The sequence below is a fragment of the Massilia sp. Root418 genome, assembly GCF_001425265.1.
In the GTDB taxonomy this organism is placed as follows: Bacteria; Pseudomonadota; Gammaproteobacteria; order Burkholderiales; family Burkholderiaceae_D; genus Rugamonas.
Genome location: NZ_LMEC01000020.1, coordinates 630,411 through 651,654 on the forward strand (window position 1 = coordinate 630,411; position 21,244 = coordinate 651,654).

Annotated in this window: 22 protein-coding genes and 1 pseudogene; 3 read left to right on the forward strand and 20 right to left on the reverse strand. The window is 57.5% G+C overall.

What is annotated here, in order from left to right; translation table 11 throughout:
• Nucleotides 1-211: 211 nt before the first annotated feature.
• The 6 genes from ASC94_RS15210 to ASC94_RS15240 form a co-directional block, all read right to left on the reverse strand.
• Nucleotides 212-754, reverse strand: a complete 543-nt coding sequence (locus ASC94_RS15210) for a hypothetical protein (protein WP_056396290.1) — start codon at nucleotides 752-754, stop codon at nucleotides 212-214.
• Nucleotides 755-770: 16 nt separating this feature from the next.
• Nucleotides 771-1,628: a TIR domain-containing protein gene (locus tag ASC94_RS31925; RefSeq protein WP_082616545.1), complete on the reverse strand. Its 858-nt coding sequence runs from the start codon at nucleotides 1,626-1,628 to the stop codon at nucleotides 771-773.
• Between the two features lie 14 nt (nucleotides 1,629-1,642).
• A complete protein-coding gene (locus tag ASC94_RS31930; protein ID WP_082616546.1) occupies nucleotides 1,643-2,650 on the reverse strand; it encodes a toll/interleukin-1 receptor domain-containing protein in 1,008 nt (335 codons plus the stop codon).
• Nucleotides 2,651-2,673: 23 nt separating this feature from the next.
• Nucleotides 2,674-3,228 (reverse strand): TIR domain-containing protein, encoded by a 555-nt coding sequence (locus ASC94_RS15230; RefSeq protein WP_056396302.1) that lies wholly within the window; start codon nucleotides 3,226-3,228, stop codon nucleotides 2,674-2,676.
• Nucleotides 3,228-4,076, reverse strand: a complete 849-nt coding sequence (locus ASC94_RS15235; RefSeq protein ID WP_229417282.1) for a macro domain-containing protein — start codon at nucleotides 4,074-4,076, stop codon at nucleotides 3,228-3,230. The genes ASC94_RS15230 and ASC94_RS15235 overlap by 1 nt, the downstream gene beginning before the upstream one ends.
• A gap of 150 nt (nucleotides 4,077-4,226) precedes the next feature.
• Nucleotides 4,227-4,532 (reverse strand): helix-turn-helix domain-containing protein, encoded by a 306-nt coding sequence (locus ASC94_RS15240; protein ID WP_056396305.1) that lies wholly within the window; start codon nucleotides 4,530-4,532, stop codon nucleotides 4,227-4,229.
• A 114-nt stretch (nucleotides 4,533-4,646) separates the two neighbouring features.
• Here ASC94_RS15240 and ASC94_RS15245 point away from each other — a divergent pair, with 114 nt between their 5' ends.
• Nucleotides 4,647-5,006, forward strand: coding sequence for a hypothetical protein (locus ASC94_RS15245; RefSeq protein ID WP_056396308.1), 360 nt, complete (start codon nucleotides 4,647-4,649; stop codon nucleotides 5,004-5,006).
• A gap of 179 nt (nucleotides 5,007-5,185) precedes the next feature.
• Here the strand turns inward: ASC94_RS15245 and ASC94_RS32645 are convergent, their stop codons facing one another.
• The 14 genes and pseudogenes from ASC94_RS32645 to ASC94_RS33735 all read right to left on the reverse strand — a co-directional run.
• Nucleotides 5,186-5,995 carry a hypothetical protein gene (locus ASC94_RS32645; protein WP_157201462.1) on the reverse strand — a complete coding sequence of 270 codons (810 nt, stop codon included), beginning with the start codon at nucleotides 5,993-5,995 and terminating at the stop codon, nucleotides 5,186-5,188.
• Between the two features lie 53 nt (nucleotides 5,996-6,048).
• On the reverse strand, nucleotides 6,049-6,711 hold the full coding sequence (locus ASC94_RS32650) for a hypothetical protein (RefSeq protein WP_157201463.1): 663 nt from the start codon (nucleotides 6,709-6,711) through the stop codon (nucleotides 6,049-6,051).
• Nucleotides 6,712-6,955: 244 nt separating this feature from the next.
• Nucleotides 6,956-7,399, reverse strand: coding sequence for a GNAT family N-acetyltransferase (locus tag ASC94_RS34320; protein ID WP_082616547.1), 444 nt, complete (start codon nucleotides 7,397-7,399; stop codon nucleotides 6,956-6,958).
• A gap of 26 nt (nucleotides 7,400-7,425) precedes the next feature.
• Nucleotides 7,426-7,713 carry a hypothetical protein gene (locus ASC94_RS15255; RefSeq protein WP_056396315.1) on the reverse strand — a complete coding sequence of 96 codons (288 nt, stop codon included), beginning with the start codon at nucleotides 7,711-7,713 and terminating at the stop codon, nucleotides 7,426-7,428.
• A gap of 29 nt (nucleotides 7,714-7,742) precedes the next feature.
• Complete coding sequence (locus tag ASC94_RS32655) at nucleotides 7,743-7,964, reverse strand: hypothetical protein (protein ID WP_157201465.1); 222 nt, start codon at nucleotides 7,962-7,964, stop codon at nucleotides 7,743-7,745.
• A 157-nt stretch (nucleotides 7,965-8,121) separates the two neighbouring features.
• Nucleotides 8,122-9,810, reverse strand: a complete 1,689-nt coding sequence (locus ASC94_RS15260) for an IS66 family transposase (RefSeq protein ID WP_157201466.1) — start codon at nucleotides 9,808-9,810, stop codon at nucleotides 8,122-8,124.
• 9 nt (nucleotides 9,811-9,819) lie between these two features.
• Nucleotides 9,820-10,089 carry a DNA-binding transcriptional regulator gene (locus ASC94_RS15265; protein WP_056396318.1) on the reverse strand — a complete coding sequence of 90 codons (270 nt, stop codon included), beginning with the start codon at nucleotides 10,087-10,089 and terminating at the stop codon, nucleotides 9,820-9,822.
• Between the two features lie 65 nt (nucleotides 10,090-10,154).
• Entirely contained in the window at nucleotides 10,155-10,508 is a 354-nt protein-coding gene (gene tnpB / locus ASC94_RS15270) for an IS66 family insertion sequence element accessory protein TnpB (protein ID WP_056396321.1), read from the reverse strand.
• Nucleotides 10,509-10,510: 2 nt separating this feature from the next.
• Nucleotides 10,511-10,861 (reverse strand): hypothetical protein, encoded by a 351-nt coding sequence (locus tag ASC94_RS15275; protein WP_157201467.1) that lies wholly within the window; start codon nucleotides 10,859-10,861, stop codon nucleotides 10,511-10,513.
• A gap of 45 nt (nucleotides 10,862-10,906) precedes the next feature.
• Nucleotides 10,907-11,194 (reverse strand): hypothetical protein, encoded by a 288-nt coding sequence (locus ASC94_RS15280; protein WP_056396327.1) that lies wholly within the window; start codon nucleotides 11,192-11,194, stop codon nucleotides 10,907-10,909.
• On the reverse strand, nucleotides 11,191-11,946 hold the full coding sequence (locus ASC94_RS15285) for a DUF3304 domain-containing protein (RefSeq protein WP_162251426.1): 756 nt from the start codon (nucleotides 11,944-11,946) through the stop codon (nucleotides 11,191-11,193). The genes ASC94_RS15280 and ASC94_RS15285 overlap by 4 nt, the downstream gene beginning before the upstream one ends.
• A 25-nt stretch (nucleotides 11,947-11,971) precedes the next feature.
• Nucleotides 11,972-12,790 carry a DUF4123 domain-containing protein gene (locus tag ASC94_RS15290; protein WP_056396333.1) on the reverse strand — a complete coding sequence of 273 codons (819 nt, stop codon included), beginning with the start codon at nucleotides 12,788-12,790 and terminating at the stop codon, nucleotides 11,972-11,974.
• 2 nt (nucleotides 12,791-12,792) lie between these two features.
• Nucleotides 12,793-14,295, reverse strand: a 1,503-nt coding sequence (locus ASC94_RS33730; RefSeq protein ID WP_229417284.1) for a type VI secretion system Vgr family protein, incomplete at its 5' end; no start/stop codon positions are given.
• A 1-nt stretch (nucleotide 14,296) separates the two neighbouring features.
• A pseudogene (locus tag ASC94_RS33735) lies at nucleotides 14,297-15,735 on the reverse strand (type VI secretion system Vgr family protein); the annotation flags it as partial.
• A 303-nt stretch (nucleotides 15,736-16,038) separates the two neighbouring features.
• On the opposite strand from ASC94_RS33735, the gene ASC94_RS15300 reads away from it, so the two are divergent.
• Nucleotides 16,039-18,270: an NADP-dependent isocitrate dehydrogenase gene (locus tag ASC94_RS15300; RefSeq protein WP_056396338.1), complete on the forward strand. Its 2,232-nt coding sequence runs from the start codon at nucleotides 16,039-16,041 to the stop codon at nucleotides 18,268-18,270.
• A 260-nt stretch (nucleotides 18,271-18,530) separates the two neighbouring features.
• On the forward strand, nucleotides 18,531-21,242 hold the full coding sequence (locus ASC94_RS15305) for a PD40 domain-containing protein (RefSeq protein WP_056396341.1): 2,712 nt from the start codon (nucleotides 18,531-18,533) through the stop codon (nucleotides 21,240-21,242).
• Nucleotides 21,243-21,244 lie beyond the last annotated feature (2 nt).

The window sequence follows — 21,244 nt, forward strand, 5'->3', positions numbered from 1 at the left end:
AACTCGAATTGTAACGACGCCCCCTTGCACCACGGCCAAGCTACTTGCTGCCTGTAGCTGTGCAAGGGGGCTCCGGGGTTACGTCATCTCAGAGCCTATGCGGGAACTGCTTCATCAGTCATTCGAACTGCTACCTGATGAAGCAATTGAACTAATCCCCGCGATGCGAGCTGCGACTGTTGCATCTACACACTTAATTCTTCCGTCTCGACTATTGGTTGAAGGGCCGTGTCAAGGAATATGCGAGGTCGTCTGAAACCTGGACGCCCGCGCTAGCAAAGTCTGACGGAGTCAAGCGGTCGATGAAAGGCTGATATGCGCGTAATTTCTTTACACCGTTCCGATCGATCATCATAAGTTCCGCTACAAGCTCCATTGGATGAGCATAGCGTGTCTGGGCAGTGCTGGCCCGAGCGATATCGCCGAATTCAAACTGTTCACAGATAACGCAGGAAAACCACGTGGAGATACCTTCATTTAGCACTGAGGTATCATCTGCGATGAGGGAAGCGCCGTCGCGAGACGGGTGTAGGGTATGGCAGACTTCGTGCGCTAGTTGGTACACCGTTTGCATAACATCATTCTCGGCGCGTGGACTTAACTGGATGTCTATGCGACGCTCATCAGGAATGTAAATTGTGCAAGGGCCAAAATCACCGATTAGAACCTTTCCAAGTTCCCAGTCTGCGCGGGGCGGCCCAAACACCTTCACTGCAATCTCTCGCAATCTGCCACAGAGGTGATCGATATCCATCCATTTCCTTCCGGCCTCAAAATTCGTCGTCACCGAAGATCACGACCAACTCTGCAATTCGAGCCCCGATTTCCTTATGTACTTTAGTGATCTGCGTCAAGTAAGTCGGACCGACTTTGGTACCTTTCAGTTTAGGTGACATAAGATTTGCGACCATCTTTAGGTAATCGCTTAGCCTTTTCAGTTGTTCTAGCATAGCCAGCTGATCAACATTTTCTGCGATCTTCAGCGAATCGCGCGCGTATTCAAGAGTGCTTTGGCCAAGCACAAGCCAATGACTGAGAGGGTCGTCGTCAGCGGTCGAGATAGGACTTTGGCTCATAGTCCGGACGATTCCGAGCGTTTCTTCGACCATTTCTTCAAGGGAGCGCGGCGGTGGTGTTTCATCCTCCACGTTGGAAATCAAAATAGCCTGAATTTTTTCGCTGAGCTCAGGCCAGCATCGTTCAAAGGCTCGCGTAAGTTGAACCTCGCTGAGTGGCTCACTGGTTGCTTCATTCACAGCTTTCATGAATTTCAGCACTTCCCCCTGCGAAAATGGCGTTGCCTGAAATTGAAGAAGTGGCCCCTTGAGCTGTGCTGAGTCGACGCCAAACAGAAGTGGGCAGACCCTACCAGCACGACTATCCTTTGAAACAGCCCCCGCTTCAAACAGCAGCCAAGGTGCTGTCAAGTTTTCTGCGGTAAGGCAGAATAGACCGAATTGACTCTTATGTAGATTCTCTGCGATATCTGTGGCCCAGCGTTGGCCCTTTGAGACGTCATCTGGCGTGAAATAAGGGCGCACCGACTGGATAACATCTGGGAGCCAGTACCTGATCACTTCTGCAATTTTTTTACTCTTCTCGCCTGACCACGATATAAATATCTGCATGTCTGAAAACCCTTTTATGCGGAAACTTTGCTGTTTCTTGCTCGGTGACCAGTAGTATTTGGTGTTTGTTCATTGGAAGACTCTGAATCAGCCAACGTATCTGACTCCATTTCGAGCAGATGGTCCAATTCCCGAACCATCATATGCATCATCATCCTCGATTCGGACTCGACTTCATCAGGGCCAAATGGGTTATGACGCATGACATCGGCCATTCTTTGGAATCGCCGCAAGGCAGCGACCGCCTCTTCCGCAGTCCCGTCTCGGGCCATTCGATATGCTTCCATTCCAATTTCATACATCCAAGGCATCTCGTCTCTAAACGCGCTGGCGACTACCAACAGGAAGATCGGATCGCCCGCCTTTATGCCCATCGTCTTTCTCATTTCCCGCAGCATCATTGGATGAAACCGTCGATATCTGTATCGGGACGAGCGCGGACTATCTTCACCAAGCTCCCTAAAGCGTCCATCTAGTGTGCGGACGCTTGCCACAAGCTCCTCCATCACTTCAGCTTGTGGTCGGGCGTGCTTCGCTGGTTCGACACTCTTGGGAATCGCGAGAACCTTCTTTTCAAGCTCTGGCCACAGTGCTTCAAACAGTTGGCGTACTCGATCATCAGGGACTGGATTTTGCGCGAGTTGATTGAGCGAATTAACAACTTCGAATACACCAGTCCGATCTACCTTCTTTGCTTGAAATTGAGCAAGCGGTCCCGTAATGTCACTGAACTCTAAGTCGAGAAGAAATGGGATGACTCTGCTGCCCTGCATCGATTTTGCGAGCGCGCCAGCCTCAAATAACACCCATGGTGATGCGACGTTTTCCTTCGTGATGCATAGGATGCCAAAGTTTGATGCTTCAAGCTCCTTGGCAACCTGATCTGCCCATCGCTGCCCCGCCTCAATGTCGGCCTGCGAAAGCCATGCTTCCACATAGTGAAGTACCAATGGCATCCAGTCATGCAATGCATCAGCTAGGGCATGACTACGCTGACCACTCCAGCTCATGAAGACCTTCATTGTTTTACCTCCTTAGGATAGCGTCAGTCACTAATTCCGAATGAACGATAGGCCGCGTCGCTATAAATGCCCAATCCTCCGCCAGCCGGGAGGTTGCTGTGCGAAAACCCGAGTGCATCCATGATTGCCGCTTTTTTGAAAGGGATATGAATTATGCTTGCAGTGCCGTTGTTGATCCTCGTTTCCATTGCAGCTGGCCAGTACGTGGAAAATGCTCTAGGCGCGCGAATAGGTTTATCCCAAACTGCATAAGCAGCAATAATTGGGATTTTATATTTATCGACCGCTTGCTCAATTTCAAAAGGAACCCAGTCTTTATCGTTCTTCGTGGTCTCGCCGATGATCAACACCAAATTCTTTGAATTTGCTAGGCGCGCGTGCAGCGAGCGCCGCAAAGTTTCTTTGGAGCTCGAATCCCTGACCGCTGCCACTTTTTCATGGCTGTTAACCATGGTGAAATCATCGTCAGGGCTGGCCGACCACGCACGCATCATGTAGTAGTAATCGATATCCGTTTTGCCGGGAACGTTATTCCCATCGGCGTGAAAAGCGACGTACGTTCCGTTGCGATATGCCATTACTTCTCCTCCCAATGTTTCTTGACCTCTCTGAGGTCAAGGTCATCAAAGCGATCGCGATGCAGCACAATGCGGATTTTCGTTGTGATCTCGCTAGCCTTCGTAACGGTTATGGCAGACAGAATCAGTAAGTTCAAAAGGTCACGCGTCGGCAGACCCAAGCCAGACAGCCCGCTGCCGACTAGCGGAAGATTCAGAGGATGGCCGCCGCACTCAATGCGTGCCCGCGCCCAAAGCATGTTTAGAGCGTTCCACATCATCGTCACGTCCGCACTTGCCTTGCACGTCTGTGGATCAGTGTGGGCAAGCGCGAATACGATGTAGCGATCAGAATTCGCAACAAGCACGGCAGTTGTGCCAATTTTGTATTGCTGATTTTTGCCTTCAAATTTTTCGTGGACGACCTCAAAAGGCTCTTGTGCCAGTTCCGCAGAAACCTGCTTGTCGAATGGCTCAGCATGTCCACCGAAGCATTTCTGGATGAGCATCCCGTGCAGACTACGATCTGAAACGGGTTTCCCCAACTTGCTGTCGAAGAATTCGTTCACGGCAATAGCTCGGATTCCATCCTGTTCAAAGATGTCGCCGAAAACGACCTCGATTTTGCTTGCGCAGGTTGCGACGCAAATTTCGACTTTAGACGGCTTCCATACCTTCTTCAGCGCGAAACCGATGCTGATAAGTAGGGTGGACAGGAGGGGGAAAGCCCCTTCAATTTGGATCTGAGGTGCGAAGTGGTTCAGTGCCTTGATGACCGTGAAGATCATGCTGAATGAACTAAATGCATAACCTGCAACTTTTGCAGGACTGCGGAGCAATCCTCGCCCCAGATCACCAATGCTGTTCATCAACATACCCTTAAAGAAGATGTTGACCAATTGTACATGAAACAATCTACTTGGTAACACTTCATAGAGTCTAAAAAGCAATGCCACTACCGCATTTGCTTTGCTCGGCGGGGGCGGGAGCGGCAATGACCGCCACGAGTTGATCTACAGCTAAGTCCTTGCGGCCTTCAATATGGAGGCTTTTTTACGACTCCCTGCACGGTGGTACTCGATCACGAGTTCAGCGAGCTTGTCGTCCTCTGTATAGAAATACGCGGCGGGGATATCCAGCACCTCGGCCAACCGCTGAGCGATCAAGAAGTCGGCCTTGTGCACTCCCAGTTCATACCTGTTGATACGCGTACTGGCAACAAACTGATCCAAGCCCGCTGCGATGCCAAGAGCCTTTTGCGACATGCCGCTCTCCGTCCGAACTTCCCTGAGCCGCCGCCCCCAGAGCTCATTTGCGTGTTCCATCCTGTAGTTCCATGAATTTTCGGAACTACGAGAATCGTTATTTAGAACTGATCTAGATACTACGAGTTTCGTAGTATTGGGTAGAATAGCTCTTTTTCTGAGCTGAAAGCCCCCATGTTCTCTGTTGTCTATGTAGCACTATGGCTGGCCTTGGTCTATGTCTTTCACACCAAGGTCCCGTACGCGAAGCCGAAGATCGATGGCTTCCTTACTGGCGTTGTGATGCTGGGCTTTTACCTGAGCTTTAGTATTGTCGGCTTCGCCTTGCCGGAGGGGCTGCATAAAATGCTGGGGCTCGGTTTTGGGCCCGACTGGCTGATGCGGCTGTCGCAGGTCACAGGGGCTGTGTGCGCCTTCTATGTCGGCCTACGCGGGACCTTTGTCTGGGGCATTCTGCTCATTCTGGGAATCGGGATTGCCGTAGCCAGTTGGGTCATTCAGACGGTGTGGGAATTCGTGGCTCACGGAGCGTGAACTCACACAACCGGGAAGCCGCCGCGCGGCCTCGCAACAGGATGCTCGTTCGATAAAAGCACATCGATCGAGCATCGCTGCCTAACTTGCACGTGTATCCCTCATCCGAAGCCTTCCTTTAGTAAACTCAGAGAGTGTGTCGACAAGCGAAGATTTCAAAACCAAAGTTCGAACTTGCATTACCCCCAAGCTTCAAAAGCTGCTCTAATTGCTGCGGCAGGCAGCACAACTGCAGTACGCTCTACGGAATGCCATTCGAGAAATACCCCGGCAATCCGTCCTGCCCCAGAAGCAGTGTCATGCCGAAAAACAGGGCCGCCGCTTAATCCTTTCAATGCTCCTAAACGATCAAATTTTTCGAGTTGATCATCCACCATTTCTTTCAGATCAATGTGGAATGCCAACAAAGGAATCTCTAAATCTAGTAATTTTGACCGTAAAGGAACCTTCGCTTTTCTGCCAAGAGAGATACGAAAGCCTTCAAGTGTCCAGCCCACCGTGTTACTGAACTTATTTTTTGACAAAGGAAATCCATAAACCTGATACAAGGAAGAAATGCCACTATCGGCAACATCCCTCAGCTCATAGTCTAACTCAATACAGATGCATACACTGAAGAGTGTCTTTAGTTGAGTTGAAGGAATGGTGATGAGAGCTAAATCCACATCCTCATTGTAAAGTATACGGCATTGCTGTTTTTCCAGAAATACACTGCCTTCAGGGCCTTTTAATACTACACTCTTCCCCTCCAATTCGGCGGCAACATGCCCAGCTGTCACAATTGATACAACGCCTTTATGGAGCACAGGAAAACCGCTTCCGGATGCCTCCCATTTTTTATCATCAGGGTTTTGCGCCCCGAACATCACAAGCTGTGGATCACCACCAAATGCTAGTCGCCCATAGTGCACCTCAACATGGTTTGGAAACAGGTTCGGATATCCTACTTCACTTGACGGTGTATTCGTTTTAGAGGAACGTTTTTGCATATATATGTGAAATAATCAAGTTCAGTCAGTACTCAACGATTGGGAGTTTCTTATTATGTCTCGAATCCCTGCCAGCCGAATAGCAGGTCCTGATCTCCATCAAGAGCCACATGCTTGTGGAACACTATTCGTTCGCCATCTTGATCATGAATGATGCCCGACGGCTCAACAGAACAGGAAGATACGACTTGTCGAATAGCGTCAGTTCCCCCCACAAAGCCGACGACACGCATACCTTTATTCCATTCCAATGCCCAGCTTATCATCGCAAGCTCCTTGTGCCTTCGAATGTGAATACGAAAGTAGCCATCAGCTCCATCAGCACGCAAACAAGGTAACCAATCAAAAACGTACTCAGAAAACCACTTGAGTTTGTTGTTTCCCCAGTCTGAGCAAGGCGCTGAATACCAGTGATGGAAATCGCCACTTAGGAACAAGCCGATACGTGACGACCAATCGTATGTCATCTGATAAAAAAAACCTTGTACGTGAAAGCGTGCCAGATTGCAAATTCTACCATGGTCAATTTGAGGAGGAGCCACGAAATTCATGGAAATTGTCGCGCCGCCAAACTGGCTGGAAAGTTGAATGTTTTCATCACTTTTGATGACTGGCTTCCCAGTACGACGGCTTATAGCGCCGGGGGCTTTACGCTTAATTTCAGTGGCAACCAGCGGATCAAGCTGATCAGAAGCATGATTAAGTGGCGGAATCATCGTAATGACAGAGATATCATTCTCAAGGTCGCATTTATCATCGTTGCACCTCTTACAAGCGTATACGACTAAGTTCCACACACGGGCAAGACTTCCTTTTGGTACAAAATTCCTTCCAATGACGTGCTCGTCAGTATGCGCCAGTGTTTTGCCAAACGGCACTCCACAGTATGCGCAGGTCCGGTTCCTTAGCCGGATAAGTCGGCGAGGCGGAGGTGTATAAACAGTTCGTTCGCTCATGTCGTCAATTTTCACTGAGCTCGGCGCTGCAGTGGTACGTTCCACGGCAGCAAGCTAGAGAGCACCACATCTCATAAGGATCATCTTCGACTCCGGTCGTCGTGAACCCATGTCGCTCGAAAAAGCGACGGCGGGTCTCGCCACAGCACAACAATTTGATGGGCCCGCCAATTTCCGAGTCCTGCTTTATCTGTTGGACAAGCGTGCTCGCTATTCCTTGTCCGCGTGCAGCCGGATCGGTGTAAAGGAAGACTAGTTCCGCATGCGGCGGCCTATAGGATACGCCGCAGTTCCTCGCCACAACAGCGAAACCTCCCTCGAGCCTACGAACCACCAAATGACCGCTTTTTAGGCCTAGCTGTATGTTGCGAGGAAAGTCAGGTGCCGCATCGTCTGTAAACTCACCGATATTCTGGACAAGGAACGATACGATCTCGCTATCAGTCATCTCAATAAAGTCAGGCACTGGGCATCCTACTTATTCGCCAAGTATTCTGTGAAGCCCCGATGGCATTCACGAATGAGAGCGGGAAGTGAGTTCGGGAGGATTTTAATTTCAGTTTTGGTAGGGCTGAGTGTGGCGACGTTCTCTCCATACTCCAACCCGATGTGGGTTAGACGCTGGAAAGTCTTGACCTCGCCCGAACCGGTCGACGAGAGATATTCGACTTCTTCGACCAAGCGAGCCCAGATCAGCATTTGTAGAATGGCCTGCGCGTGAAGAGGAATAGCATGCTGCTTCAGTGCTGCCGTGATTGACATGAGTTTCACCGTTTTCCTCCCCTGTCCGTTCACGCTGGATTAACGATCCGCACGGACTCAATGCTACTGATTTCGATATGCGCGAGGCCCAAATCTTCGATTAAACAGACAAGCTGAGGCGATTGCTCAGAATTCCATTTTGCCAGGCTTCCACGATGATCTTTTCCGCTCTTAGTGCGAATTTCCAAGCCATCAAAGTGACCGTTTTTCTCACGCGCAGACTCGCGCAGAACACTAAAAATAGTTGCCATTCATTCTTCCTCTTAAAATAGCCTTTTAATTGTCTATTCAGCGCTGAAGCGGCCAAGAATGGTGCAGAGCAACGATAGACTGTTGGTATATTACCCGGATTATTGCCGCCCAGCTACGCCCAATTTTGGGGAGGACATCGGTTGCCTGCGCGGTAATTTAATGCGCCATGTTCCAAGGCAGGAGGCATTCGACCTCAGCCCGCGTCGTCAGCAGGGGCATGGTGGCAAAAACATACTTCAAGTAGTCGAACGGGTTGAGGCCGTTGGCCTTCGCTGTCTGGACAAGGCTGTACATCGTCGCGTTGGCGCGCATCCCTTCCATGCTGTCCGCGAACAACCAGTTTTTCCGGCCGATAACGACGGCCTTAATTTCCCTCTCCGCAAGATTGTTGTCGATGGCGAGGCGACCATCTTCGACAAAGCGTGACAGCGCCTGCCATTGCTCAAGCGCATAGCCCATAGCTTTTCCTAACGCCAACTTCGGAGCGACTGTTGGATACGTTCTCTCAAGCCAATCCTTGAATTCCATCAGAAGTGGCATGCTTTCTTCCGCCCGGATTTTTCCGCGCACCTGATGATCAAGTCCCTTGATCCTGCGCTCAATCCCATAGAGCTTCCCAAGCAGTTCCTCAGCGATGTTGGCTGGACTGCTTGTTACACCAGCTGGCAGCAATTTCAGGGCCTCAACGAACTTCCTACGCGCGTGAGCCATGCATCCAACCCGCGTCGTGCCTGTCAGTCCGTTGTATCCCGAATAGCCGTCTACATGGATATACCCAGTGAATGCCCCGTCCATGCCGATGTTCAGGAACCGACGCGGATGCTCGCCGCTGCGGGTCATCTGGTAATCGAAAAGGACAATCTGCTGCTGTGCGTCCTGACGGCTCCTGTAAAGCCAAAGAAACGATTTCGATTCCGGCCGACGGTCGGTCTCCTTCAATACCTGCACGCTGGTTTCATCCGCATGGATGACGTCTTGTGAGAGCAGGTGCTGACGGAGGACTTCATGCAACGCCGCCAGCTTGTCGGAGCAGCCGATCATCAGGTTTGCGAGCGTAGTGCGATTGAATGGTAGACCACTCTGTTCGAAAATTTTTTCCTGCCGATAGAATGGCAGGCCGTATTGGTACTTTGAGCACGCGACGTGGGCCAGAAAATCAGGACTGGCGTAGCTACTTTTCTCAATCAATGGCTTCACGCCTTGTGCGGTAACGAATTCATTGCAGGCACGGCAGACATATTTTGCGCGGGCATGCTGAAGCACTTTGTATTGCGCTGGTATTACTGTCAGCTGCTCCGTGACTTCCTCGCCGATGCGATGAATTGATCCTTTGCAGCAAGGGCAGAATTTTTCCTGTGGCGGCAAATCGTATTCGATGCGCTCCCGAGGCAGATGCTCTGGCAGCGGCTTCCTGCCTGCGCCACTGGCGCGTGCCTTCTTCACTGGCTGGTCGGCCTGAGCTTGCTCCTGCGCAACCGGCTCATCTGGTACTGGTGCTGGTTCCGGTTGCGGATCTGCCGACTTCTCTGAGCTCGTACCGAAGATTTCTCGCTTGAGGCGAGCGACCTCTTCTCTTAGTCGAGCGTTTTCCTCTTCAACTTTGGCGCCATCCGCAATTCTCTTTTGGAGACTCCGGACATTTTTCTCCTGCAGGCGAAGTGCCTCGCAGAGCATGTGTTCCGACCGCGTCTTGGGAAGTATCAAATACCCGGATGCCCAATTGTCCTCGATGTGGTCAAGCCTAACGCCACCTTTCACCCCAGTTTCGAAAAACCGCACGCCGTTCGGGGCCTTAACAGGCTCTCCAAAAAGGGCGGGCTTGGGGAATGAATAGGCTGGCAGCAAGTTAGGCCATCAAGATAAAGCCTCTAGCCCTTTTTTTGCAAGGACATCGAGGAGTTTGGAGGCAGCTCCGCTTGGACGCTTGTTGCCGCCCTCCCACGCCTTAATTGTAGGCAGGCTTGTATTGAGGATGGCAGCAAGTGCGGTCTGGCTGAGTTCAAATCGCTCACGAACCGCCTTAATGGCAGCGGAGTCATACACTGGCACAGACGGAATGGTGATCTCCCGCGTCACGATCCTGCGGGAAGTAATAACTTGATGTTTTTGCGTCATGATGAACATACCCCTAAAGTATCATAAGTATTTTCATAGGATTACTTTTAATACCTAGAAAATGTATTTCGTTGCTATGCTGCTACAGTTACTGCCAACGGCTTATGCGCCAGCCGCTGCTCCAACGAAAGGCCATCAAGCAGCCACCGGAGTTGCCTCCCCGTCACGCAAACAGATGCCGCTGCACCGCCTTCTGGCCAGTGGAACCGTCCCTTCTCCAGCCGCTTATATAAGAGCCAAAAGCCATTCAGGTCCCACCACAAAATCTTGATCTTGCTTTTATCTTTACTACAAAAAACGAAGACCTGCCTCGACAGCGGGTCGTTCTGAACGGCATACGTCACGATGGCCGCAAGGCTGTCGATCGACTTGCGCATGTCCGTCGGGCCGGGCACTAACCACACCTGTTGCGCGGAGATTTCAAGCATGCTCAACCCCACGTCTTCCAAAGCCGCTCAAGGCTGGCTACATCGAACCCGACCGCCAGATCGACCACAAACTGGTTACTCACGTGGATGCGAATCCCCGCACTGGTGCCAGCGGTTGCGGCGAATGCCGGAGCAGGTTCAGCATCAGCGGTGATGAGCGGAATGAGCGGTACGTTCTTGATGGCTGTTGGCTCTGCTTTCCTCCGCATCCGGTCCCACCGGTAGAACGACTTGATGCTCAGGTGGTGCTGACTACAATAGTCAGGCTTGGAAAGCCCGCTCGCCAACCACGCATGGATATGCCCGTGCCAAAAATCGCGCCCCCTTGTCGGTGCTCGGCGTTTTTTCATCATCGTTCTCCCTGAATAGTTCACGGGAATTATCCAGTGGGGGATGATTCAGCGATACAAGGGGGAAGAATTGGCGCTTACATAGCAATCGTACAGCCGAACCACGTTGGAATGATTCTTAGCGGCGTTCGCTTTCACATAGTTATTCTTCGTGCCGTCGAAGAAGAAGCCGAAGAACAAGTTCGATTTGCAGGACTCCTTGGGCTCGCCAAGTTTTGGTTGTTCTCTTTCGAGGAACTTTCCTATGGCCTCTAATTCATGCTCGTCAAAGAAGGACTCAAGCTCCACGGCCTTTGTAAATCGTACCGGTACTACCTCGCACAGATGCGCGGTCATGGTCGACGCGCCCTTAATTGTTCAATTTCTTTCCTCAACCTAAATCGCTGCTGATCATTTTCCGTCATCAAGTAAGTATGGAACTTCATGTCGTCTGGCCCGACAAAGTTTTTAATATCTTCAGGCGAACTTCTTTTGTACCGTTGCCATGCTTCAGTAGCATACGCTGACATATCTCTGTCCATACTGACACGGCGCTTCTCAGCAGCACGCAAGAGTATCGCTTGAGTCTCCGTTTGCAAATCCCATCTCTCGCGCTGGTACTCAAGAGACGGCACAGGCCAACCTTTGACCTTGCCAGGCCATTTATGATGGTTCGGCTGATAGTCGCTTGAAACGACCTCCACGGTGCCGTCCGGCTGGCGCAGCACCCACAGCTCACCCGGTTTCCCGTCGACGTATGGGGGAACTTCCACCACGAAAACCTGCTCCACTTCGGGCAGCTTCTTGTCTGCCGTCTCTTTCAGCCAGTGAACGGAATTGACTTTGATCTTGATGCCTGGCTTCCATTCCGTCGGCAGGTCGTAGCAGCAAACGGTGCCGCCAGCGGCGAAGCGATCTACCAACTCTCCTGCGGTGGGGCCCTTGTTGTTGTTGGGATCCTCCACGGAATAGCTGAAGGTCTCGTTGCTGTAGTTGACGCCGTGCACGCTGACGGAAACAGTCGATTTGGCCCAACCAAATGCAGCGGGCGTGGCAAGTAACCCCGCAATCAAGGCCTGCTTCGCAATCTTCCTGAACAGCGTTCCCATGTTTATGTGCATAATCACCATCCTATTAATTATCAGCAACGCGCCATTCGTCGCGCGCACTGAATGCTTTGCCATTGTCTCGCGCGCTACCGCTACGGGCGAAGTCCACCACCCATTTCAAGCGGTCAGCGCTTGCCAGACCGCGCGCATCCGCCACGGCCAGTGCTTGCGCGACGGTCGCAAACGTTTGTGATCGTTTCCCGTCCAGCCGCTGACCGCGATACTCCAACTGCACGATCATTTCGTCTGCCTCGCTGTCGTTGACCATGCGGCCGAACTGTTCGTTGTCCAGCTTCTGCGGCCTTTCCTGCACAGTCTGGGCAACACCCCGCGGTGCCAGAGACTGCCAAACACCCTCCCGGCCTATGTAGTTCCATCGCACCGCTGGGCCTGAGAGCTCGCCCTGCTGAACCTGCGTTAATGCGCCGAAAATTCCCGGCAGCCTACGCGTATCGGGGAAGCGAAAATTGAACCGCTGCCCATCGTTCTCCACAACGCACCATGCAGCCAGCCTTGCTGTCAACTGATCCAATGTTTCGGCCGTTTCAATGACGCTGACCATAGGCCAGCCACTACAGCTCTTCAACAATTCCTTCACGGCCTGCTGGCCGTGCGGATAGCGCAGCACAAAGGGCGACGCGTCCTTGACCGCCTCCGAACACGCGGGCAGTGTTTCGAACAGCAGCGACACGGCCTGTTCGCCAAGGACGCTGATGAAACGGCGCTGCAAAGCCGGTACAAAGACGCCGTCGATCAGCAAATACAGGTGTCGGCCATCGCTCAGTTCACCCGCCCACCTATCCAGTTCATCCAGCCAGCCGGCGTTAAATTCATCAATAAACATGGTCACTCGATTGCGGTAAACGCAGCCGCAGCTGCCAGGGATTTCTTCAGGCACGCGAGGCATACGCTGCTTGGCAGCGCAGGCATCGGGTAGCTAAGCTGGCCCGGCCCGGTAAAGCTCTTTTTACCGGCGTGAATGACGATCTTGCCCGGAGCCTGAACCGTGATATTCCCGCCATCGATGGTGATGTTCGCACCGCCAGCCGTCGATAACGTGATGTGCTTGGCAGCCGCCCAGTCCACATGCGCACCGACGCTGGTCAGTTGGATATCATCGCGCGCCTGCACCTTGATCTGGTCAAACTGCGCCTGCACGTCGATCGGGTCCTTTGCCGCGATCAGCTGCATGCCAACACCACCCTCGCCCGCCGCCACCGCCCCGCCCAGCACGCCGATGGCCTGGCCGCTGTACACGCGCAACTGGCCGCCGGTGGTGAACTGCGTGTCGGCGCCGCTCATCACGGCGGCGGTTTCGCCGTTGGCTAGCTGGATGTCCTGTCCCGCAGTCACGCCCAGCCCCGCTTTGGCGGAGAGAGCGATCACGGCGTCCGTGCTGTGGGGGAGCTTGCTGTCGGCCGGGGCGACAGCTTTGTCGGCGGCATCGGCCCTGGCAGCGTCCAGCGCGTCGTTGGCCACCATGCCGGAGACGGCAGTGAGCATGGCGGACAGCGGCGCGGCTTTGTCGTCCAACGTGCTGGATGCGGCCTTGGCTACGCCGATGTGGCTGGCCAGCGCCACGGTTTCGTGCTGTTTGGCTGCGGCGCTGAAGGTCTCGCCCAGCTTGGCCGCCTGCTTCATCAGCGCGATGCCGGCGGCGTTGTCGCCAACAGGCTCGCGCGCGCCGGCTGCGTGCGACAGGCCGTAGCTGCTCACCAGCAGGCCCGCGCCTGCGCGCACGGCGCCGTAAGCATCGGTGCGCAGTTCGGCGCCCTGGCCGCGCAGGCTGCCACGGTAGTTGTCCACGTTGTGCAGCAAGTGGCCCAGGGTCAGCTCGGTGGCAGCGTAGGTGCTTTTAAGCTGGACGCGGCCCTGCGCGTCGGTGTCGTCGAATAGCAGCTGGTTGTAGCCGCTGCCGCCGAATTCCTTGCTGCGCACGCCCCATTGCGCGGCGTTGCTTCGGTGGCCTGCCGTGTCGGCCGAGGCGCCGTGCCACAGCGGGCTGTTGCCGCCGGCGAGGTTGCCTTGGCCGGACACGGCATGGTCATGCGCCCGGCCGAAGGGCTGCGCCGCATTGCCTTGTTCCGGCTGGCCGCCCGGCGTGCGCGCCACGCCGCCTTCGCCCTGGCCGTTGTACAGCGCGCCGACGATGATGGGGCGGTCGATGTCGTTTTCCAAGAACTGCACCAGCACTTCCTGGCCGATGCGCGGCAGGAACTGGCTGCCCATGCCGCCGCCGGCCGAGCGCTGGGCCACGCGCACCCAGCAGGTGGCGTCGCCGCTGTCCTGCCAGTGGAAGCGGATGCGTACGCGGCCCAGGCGGTCGCAGTGGATTTCGTCCACGCCGTTNGCCACGCGCACCCAGCAGGTGGCGTCGCCGCTGTCCTGCCAGTGGAAGCGGATGCGTACGCGGCCCAGGCGGTCGCAGTGGATTTCGTCCACGCCGTTCGGGCTGTCGCTGCCGTCGGGGCCGACCACGATGGCGCTTTGCGCGCCGCCGGCCGTGGGGCGCGGATGGCTGCGGCCCGCGCTGCCGTCTACCAGCGGGCGCCATGGCAGCTCGTTGGCGATGGCGTCGAAGCTGTTGGCGTAGCCGCTGCTGCGGGCTTGCGCGATGGTCTGCGCGTAGTCGCTGGCGTCTTCGGGCGGCACGGCTTCCAGCAGCAGTTCGGGGATGGGGCCAAACAGTTCGGCCAACGCCTGCACGGCAGGCAGGGGCAGGTTGTTTACGCCCACGCTGCGTACGCGCAGCACGGTGTACACGGGGTCCGCGTCGCCGCTGCGCAGCGGGCCTTGCGTGACAGTGACGCAGGTGCCGGCGCGCAGCGTGCGCACCGTGGAGCGGCCGCGCCATAACTGGCTGCGGGCTTCGCGGGCCTGCATCTGCAGGTCGGCGTAGCGCTGCGCCTGGGCGCCGTTGGCGTAGTGGTACTGGCCGGGTGCGTCGTAGCTTTCCAGCGCCAGCAGGCCGGCGGTCTTCAGGCGCGACATGGCGCTGGCGCCGACGGCGCGCTTGGCCTTGTAGTCGTAGCTGAGCAAGGTGGTGAGCGAGACACAGGCGGCGCGGCTGGCTTGCAGCGACTGGATGGTGTCCTGCTGCTCGCCGACGCGGGCTCCGTGGAAGCGGATGCCGCCTGACGCCGTGCTGCTGTCGTCTTCCGGCACGGCGCAGCGCTGGCTGCTGTCGGCGAACAGCACCATCTGCGCGCCTTCCTCGTCCTGCTCGAAGCGCCAGGCCAGGCCTTCCTCGGCCAGCAGGCGTTCGACGAAGGCCAGGTCGCTTTCGCGGTACTGGCAGCAGTAGCTGCGCGGGATAGCGTCGGCCATGAAGGGCGCGGCTTCGTCGCTCCAGCGCCAGCGGGCCAGCGGCTGGTAGGTGCTGAACACCTCGTCCACGATCTCCGGAACGCTCTTGTCCTGCCACACGCGGCTATTGCGCACCTGGCCCAGGCGCCATATCCAATGGGTGAGCCGCAGCCGGTAGCGGGCGAAGCCGCCGTTGCTGCCGAGCGAGGCCACCTGGGTCACGTCGCCGCTGAAGCGGGTGCGGGTGCCGTCGGCCAGGCTCAGTTCCAGCGTGGCCGAGCGGCCCAGCAGGGAGGCCGCTTGCAAATGGGCGTCGGTGGACAGCGCGATCACGTCGCGCGGGCCGGTGCCCTGCAGTTCGTCGTCGGCGGCGAAGGCTTCGACCAGCAAGTCGGGCCCATCCTCCAGCACCAGGGCGTACAGACGGCTATCACTTGAATACTGCGCCAGCGCGGCGGAAATTTGACCCAGGGCTGCTTGCATGTTGCGGATTGAAATTATTAGGTATTTAGCAATTTACTATACTCAACAATTTCTTGCCGCACACTTGACAGGCATGGCGCCCCTCCGGTCATCTATCTGCGACTGCAAATCTGTAAAACAATTCACGAGAATCCGCGCCGGGGCGAGGGGTTTCCGCCCATTATTAGTGTCTAGGGTCTAAAATACGCACTTGGGCGAAAAAGGGGTCAGCGCCGACACCGTAGCGCCCAGGGCAAGAAAGACTATTCCTGTGCCTGAAAACTTATCAAGTAGACCAGGCACCGACCGCATACGAGGGAAACCATGGCAACACCAAAATCAAAAATCATCTACACACTGACTGACGAAGCGCCGCTGCTGGCGACCTATTCCCTGCTGCCCATTATCAAGAAGTTCACGGCGCCGGCTGGCGTCGACGTGGTGTCCAGCGATATTTCGGTGGCCGCCCGCGTACTGGCCGAGTTCCCGGAGTTCCTGACCGACGAACAGAAAGTCCCCAACACCCTGGCCGAACTGGGCGCCCTGACCCAGCTGCCGGACACCAACATCATCAAGCTGCCGAACATCAGCGCTTCGGTGGCCCAGCTGCAGGCCTGCGTGCGCGAACTGCAAGCGCGCGGCTACAAGCTGCCGGACTACCCGGAAGACGCGAAAACCGATGAAGAAAAAGCACTGAAAGCCCGCTTCGGCAAGTGCATCGGCAGCTCGGTCAACCCGGTTCTGCGCGAAGGCAACTCCGACCGCCGCGCGCCGAAGGCCGTGAAAGAGTACGCACGCAAGAACCCGCATTCCATGGGCGAGTGGAGCCAGGCTTCGCGCACCCATGTGTCGCACATGCACCACGGCGACTTCTACCACGGCGAAAAGTCCATGACCCTGGACGCGGCCCGTGACGTGAAGATGGAACTGATCACCGCCTCCGGCAAAACCATCGTGCTGAAACCGAAGGTTTCGCTGCAAGCCGGCGAAATCATCGACAGCATGTTCATGAGCAAAAAAGCGCTGCTGGAATTTTACGAGCGCGAACTGGAAGACGCGCGCAAGACCGGCGTGATGTTCTCGCTGCACGTGAAGGCCACCATGATGAAGGTGTCCCACCCTATCGTGTTCGGCCACTGCGTGCGCATCTTCTACAAGGAAGCATTCGCCAAGCACGCCAAGCTGTTCGACGAGATCGGCGTGAACGTGAACAACGGCATGGGCAACCTGTACGAGAAAATCGAAAAGCTGCCGGCATCGCAGAAGGAAGAAATCCTGAAGGACCTGCACGCCTGCCACGCCAACCGTCCGGAACTGGCCATGGTCGATTCGGCCAAGGGCATCACCAACTTCCATTCGCCGAACGACATCATCGTCGACGCGTCCATGCCCGCCATGATCCGCATCGGCGGCAAGATGTGGGGCGCCGACGGCCGTCCGAAGGACGTCAAGGCTGTCATGCCTGAATCGACCTTCGCCCGCATCTACCAGGAGATGATCGGCTTCTGCAAATGGCATGGCAACTTCGATCCGAAGACCATGGGCACCGTGCCGAACGTGGGCCTGATGGCGCAGCAAGCCGAGGAATACGGCTCGCACGACAAGACCTTCGAAGTGCCTGAAGGCGGCATCGCCAACATCACCGACCTGGCCACCGGCGAAGTGCTGCTGACCCAGACCGTGGAAGAAGGCGACATCTGGCGCATGTGCCAGGTGAAAGACGCACCGATCCGCGACTGGGTCAAGCTGGCCGTCACCCGCGCGCGCAACTCCGGCATGCCTGCCGTGTTCTGGCTGGACACCTACCGTCCGCACGAGAACGAAGTGATCAAGAAGGTACAGACCTACCTGAAAGACCACGACACCAAGGGCCTGGACATCCAGATCATGTCGCAAACCCGCGCCATGCGTTTCACCCTGGAGCGCGCCTTCCGTGGCCTGGACACCATCTCGGTGACCGGCAACATCCTGCGCGACTACCTGACCGACCTGTTCCCGATCCTGGAACTGGGCACCTCGGCCAAGATGCTGTCCATCGTGCCACTGATGGCCGGCGGCGGCATGTACGAAACCGGCGCCGGCGGTTCGGCACCGAAGCACGTGAAGCAGCTGGTGGAAGAGAACCACCTGCGCTGGGATTCGCTGGGCGAGTTCCTGGCGCTGGCCGTGTCGCTGGAAGACATGGGCATCAAGACCGGCAACGCGAAAGCCAAGCTGCTGGCCAAGACGCTGGACATCGCCACCGGCAAGCTGCTGGACAATAACAAGTCCCCATCGAGCCGCACCGGCGAGCTGGATAACCGTGGCAGCCACTTCTACCTGTCGCTGTACTGGGCCCAGGCCCTGGCAGCCCAGAACGAAGACGCGGAACTGCAAGCGCACTTCGCGCCACTGGCCAAGGCCCTGGGCGAGAACGAAGCGCAGATCGTCGCGGAACTGGCCGAAGTTCAAGGCAAGGCCATGGACATCGGCGGCTACTACTTCCCGGAACCGGCCAAGACCGCGGCCGTGATGCGTCCTAGCGCCACCTTCAACGCCGCGCTGGAAACCATCTGATCGCATAGCCTGATTGGCTAGCATCAGCGGCTAGTATCACCGGCTAGTATCGGCGGCCGACATCGCCGCCGCCCCCCAACCCCAAAATCCGGACTTCGGCTTTTGGGGTTTTTTATTGCCCTAAGCGGCACCGCGTACATGGTTTTTCGATAAGTTTTCTTGCCCCGCCCGCCTGCTTTAGGATAGTCTAGGTCAGCTGCGGGCGCCCGCCAGGCCCGCCTTTCGCCAAGCGATGCAGTTCAACACCGGAGATTGTGCGCATGCCAACTACAGCAGAACTGCATCCCATCGCCGGCTGCGTGCCGTCGCGCCAGGCCGACGTGATCTTCATTCACGGTCTCGATGGCGATCCGTTCGGCACCTGGAAGCACGACGCGCTGTTCTGGCCCGAGGCGCTCGGCCTCGATCACGCGCAGGCCGGCGTGTGGTCGCTTGGCTACCCGGCCGCCAAGACCGAGTGGAACGGCAGCGCGATGCCGCTGGCCGACCGCGCCACCAATGTGCTGGCCCTGCTCGACGCGCATGGCATCGGAGAACGGCCGCTGGTCTTCGTGGTACACAGCATGGGCGGCCTGCTGGTCAAGCAGATGCTGCGCCACGCGCTGCAATACGGCGACCCCGCCTGGCAGCGCATCAGCCGCGCCACCGCCGGCATCGTCTTCCTGGCCACGCCCAACAGCGGCTCGCGCATCGCCAACTGGATGACCTTCTTTTCGCTGGCGCGCGCATCGGCGGCGGTCAAGGATCTCGAACACAACGACGCCGGCCTGCGCGACCTGAACCTCTGGTTCAGGAACAATGTGCATCAACTGGGCTGCCGCGTGCTGGTCTTCTATGAGAAGCTGCCGATGGGCCAGGTGGTCGTGGTCGATGAGGCGTCGTCCGATCCGGGCATACCCAACGTCGTGCCGATCCCGCTGGATGAGAACCACGCCACCATTTGCAAGCCCGCGTCCGCCCGGGCGCTGCAATACCTCAAGGTGAAGCGCTTCCTGGAGGACCTGCTGCCCGCCCCGGGCGCCGCCGCCGGAACCGGCGCGCTCGCTCCGCCGCCCGTTGCGCCAACGGCCACTTACCTGTGCAACGTGGGCGGCTGGAAGCGCAACGAGATCAACGCCGTGGCGTGGAGTCCCTGCTCGCGCTACCTGGCCGCCGCCTCCGATGACGGGACGATCCGTGTCTGGCTCCCCGCCTGCAAGGATCTGATTCTCACCATCCACGCCCATCGGGGCAGCGTCAAGAGCGTGTGCTGGTCGCCCGGCGCCGACGCGCTGGCCTCCTGCTCCACCGACGGTTCGGCGGCGACATGGCATTTCCCCGACGGCCGCCAGATCGACCGCTGGGAGGGGGCCGACGATTGGGCCCGCTCCGTCGCGTGGGCGCGTGAGGGCGGCTTCCTCGCATGCGGCTACGCCAACGGCGTGGTGCGCGTCTTCTATATCGCGGACCGGCGCGAACGCTGGCGCCTCGCGCTGCACCAGGGCAGGGTCAGGAGCGTGGCGATCTCGCCCTCGGGGCGCATGCTGGCGAGCGGCGCGACCGACGCCACGGTTAAAATCGTCGAGCCGAGCACCGGCACGCTGATCGCCGACATTGCCGTGGGCGCGCTGTTCGCCGCCGGTGCAACCGATGGCGCGCAGGTGCTGTGCGTCGCATGGGCCCCGTCCGGCGCGCAGCTTGCCGTGGGCACCGTATCCGGCCACGTATCCATCATCGACACCCTGACCTGGCGCATCGTCAGGTCCAGGAAGCTGTGCCGCGATTCCATCCTGTCGATTGCCTGGTCACCGGACAGCCGCAGCATCGCATGCGGCTCTGCGGACCGTTCGGTGTTGCAGGCCGATGTCGGGCGCATCGACGTGTGCGGCACGCGCGGCATGCTGTTCGGCCTGTTGGGCACGGATTCCGCGGGAACCCGCGTTGCGGCGCATTTGGGATCGGTGCGTTCGGTGGACTGGTCGGCCGATGGCTATGCGATCGCCTCGGGATCGACAGACGAAGTGATCCGGATCAGCACCAAGACAGTCCTCGACAACGCCGAACTGCACGCCCATCAGCTCCAGCTGCGTTGCGCTGCCCTGTCGCCCGATGGGCGCGACCTCGCCACGGGTTCGATCGGACGCCAGGTCATGCTGTTCCGCATGCACCCTCCCATGCACCGCTGGTCGCTGGAAGGAAGCTCGGACGTGATGGAATCGGTTAGCATGGGCAAAGGCGAGCGCGTGGTGGAAAAGCGCCGCCAAGGCCTGGACGAGTACATCCGCTGCCTGGCCTGGTCCCCCGATGGCAAGTGGCTGGTGGTCGGCGGCGACGACCGGACCTTGCGGGTGCTGGAGGCCGACAGCGGCCGCGTGTCGCACTACGCGCTAACGGACTGCCACGAACGGTCCATCCACTGCGTGGCGTGGTCGCCGGCGGGCGACCGGATCGCGTCGTGCTCGGGCAGCGAACTGGTGGTATGGGAGGTGTTCAACGGCGTGCGTCAACGGCGCCGCGCGGCCGGCGGGGATATCCTGGCCGCAGCCTGGGCGCCCGCCGGCGACCGCATTGCAACGGTGGCAGAGGACGGCCAGCTGGTGCTGTGGACCAGGCTGGAACCGACAACGCTGGGCCACTGTCCCGACGAGGTGGCCGTGCTGTCCTGGTCGCCGGATGGCAAATTCGTGGTCGGCGCGGGCCCGGGCGCCCACGCCCGCGTATGGGATACGGCCTTCGGCCGCATGGTGGCCGAGATACCGGTTCCGGGCGGCGTCCGGACCATCGCCTGGGACCGCGCCGGCGCCCGCCTGGCGCTGGCGAGCGACAGCGGCGCGGTGCACATCGTCGCCACCGGCACCTGGCGCCAGGCCGGCGAGGTCGCCTCGCTGCCATGGACGCACCGCAGCCTGTCCCTGGCGTTTTCCAGCGCGCCCTTGACCGGCGCCGACGCGGTCTGCGCCGAACTCGCATTCAGTTCCGTGGCGCTAGCCTGATC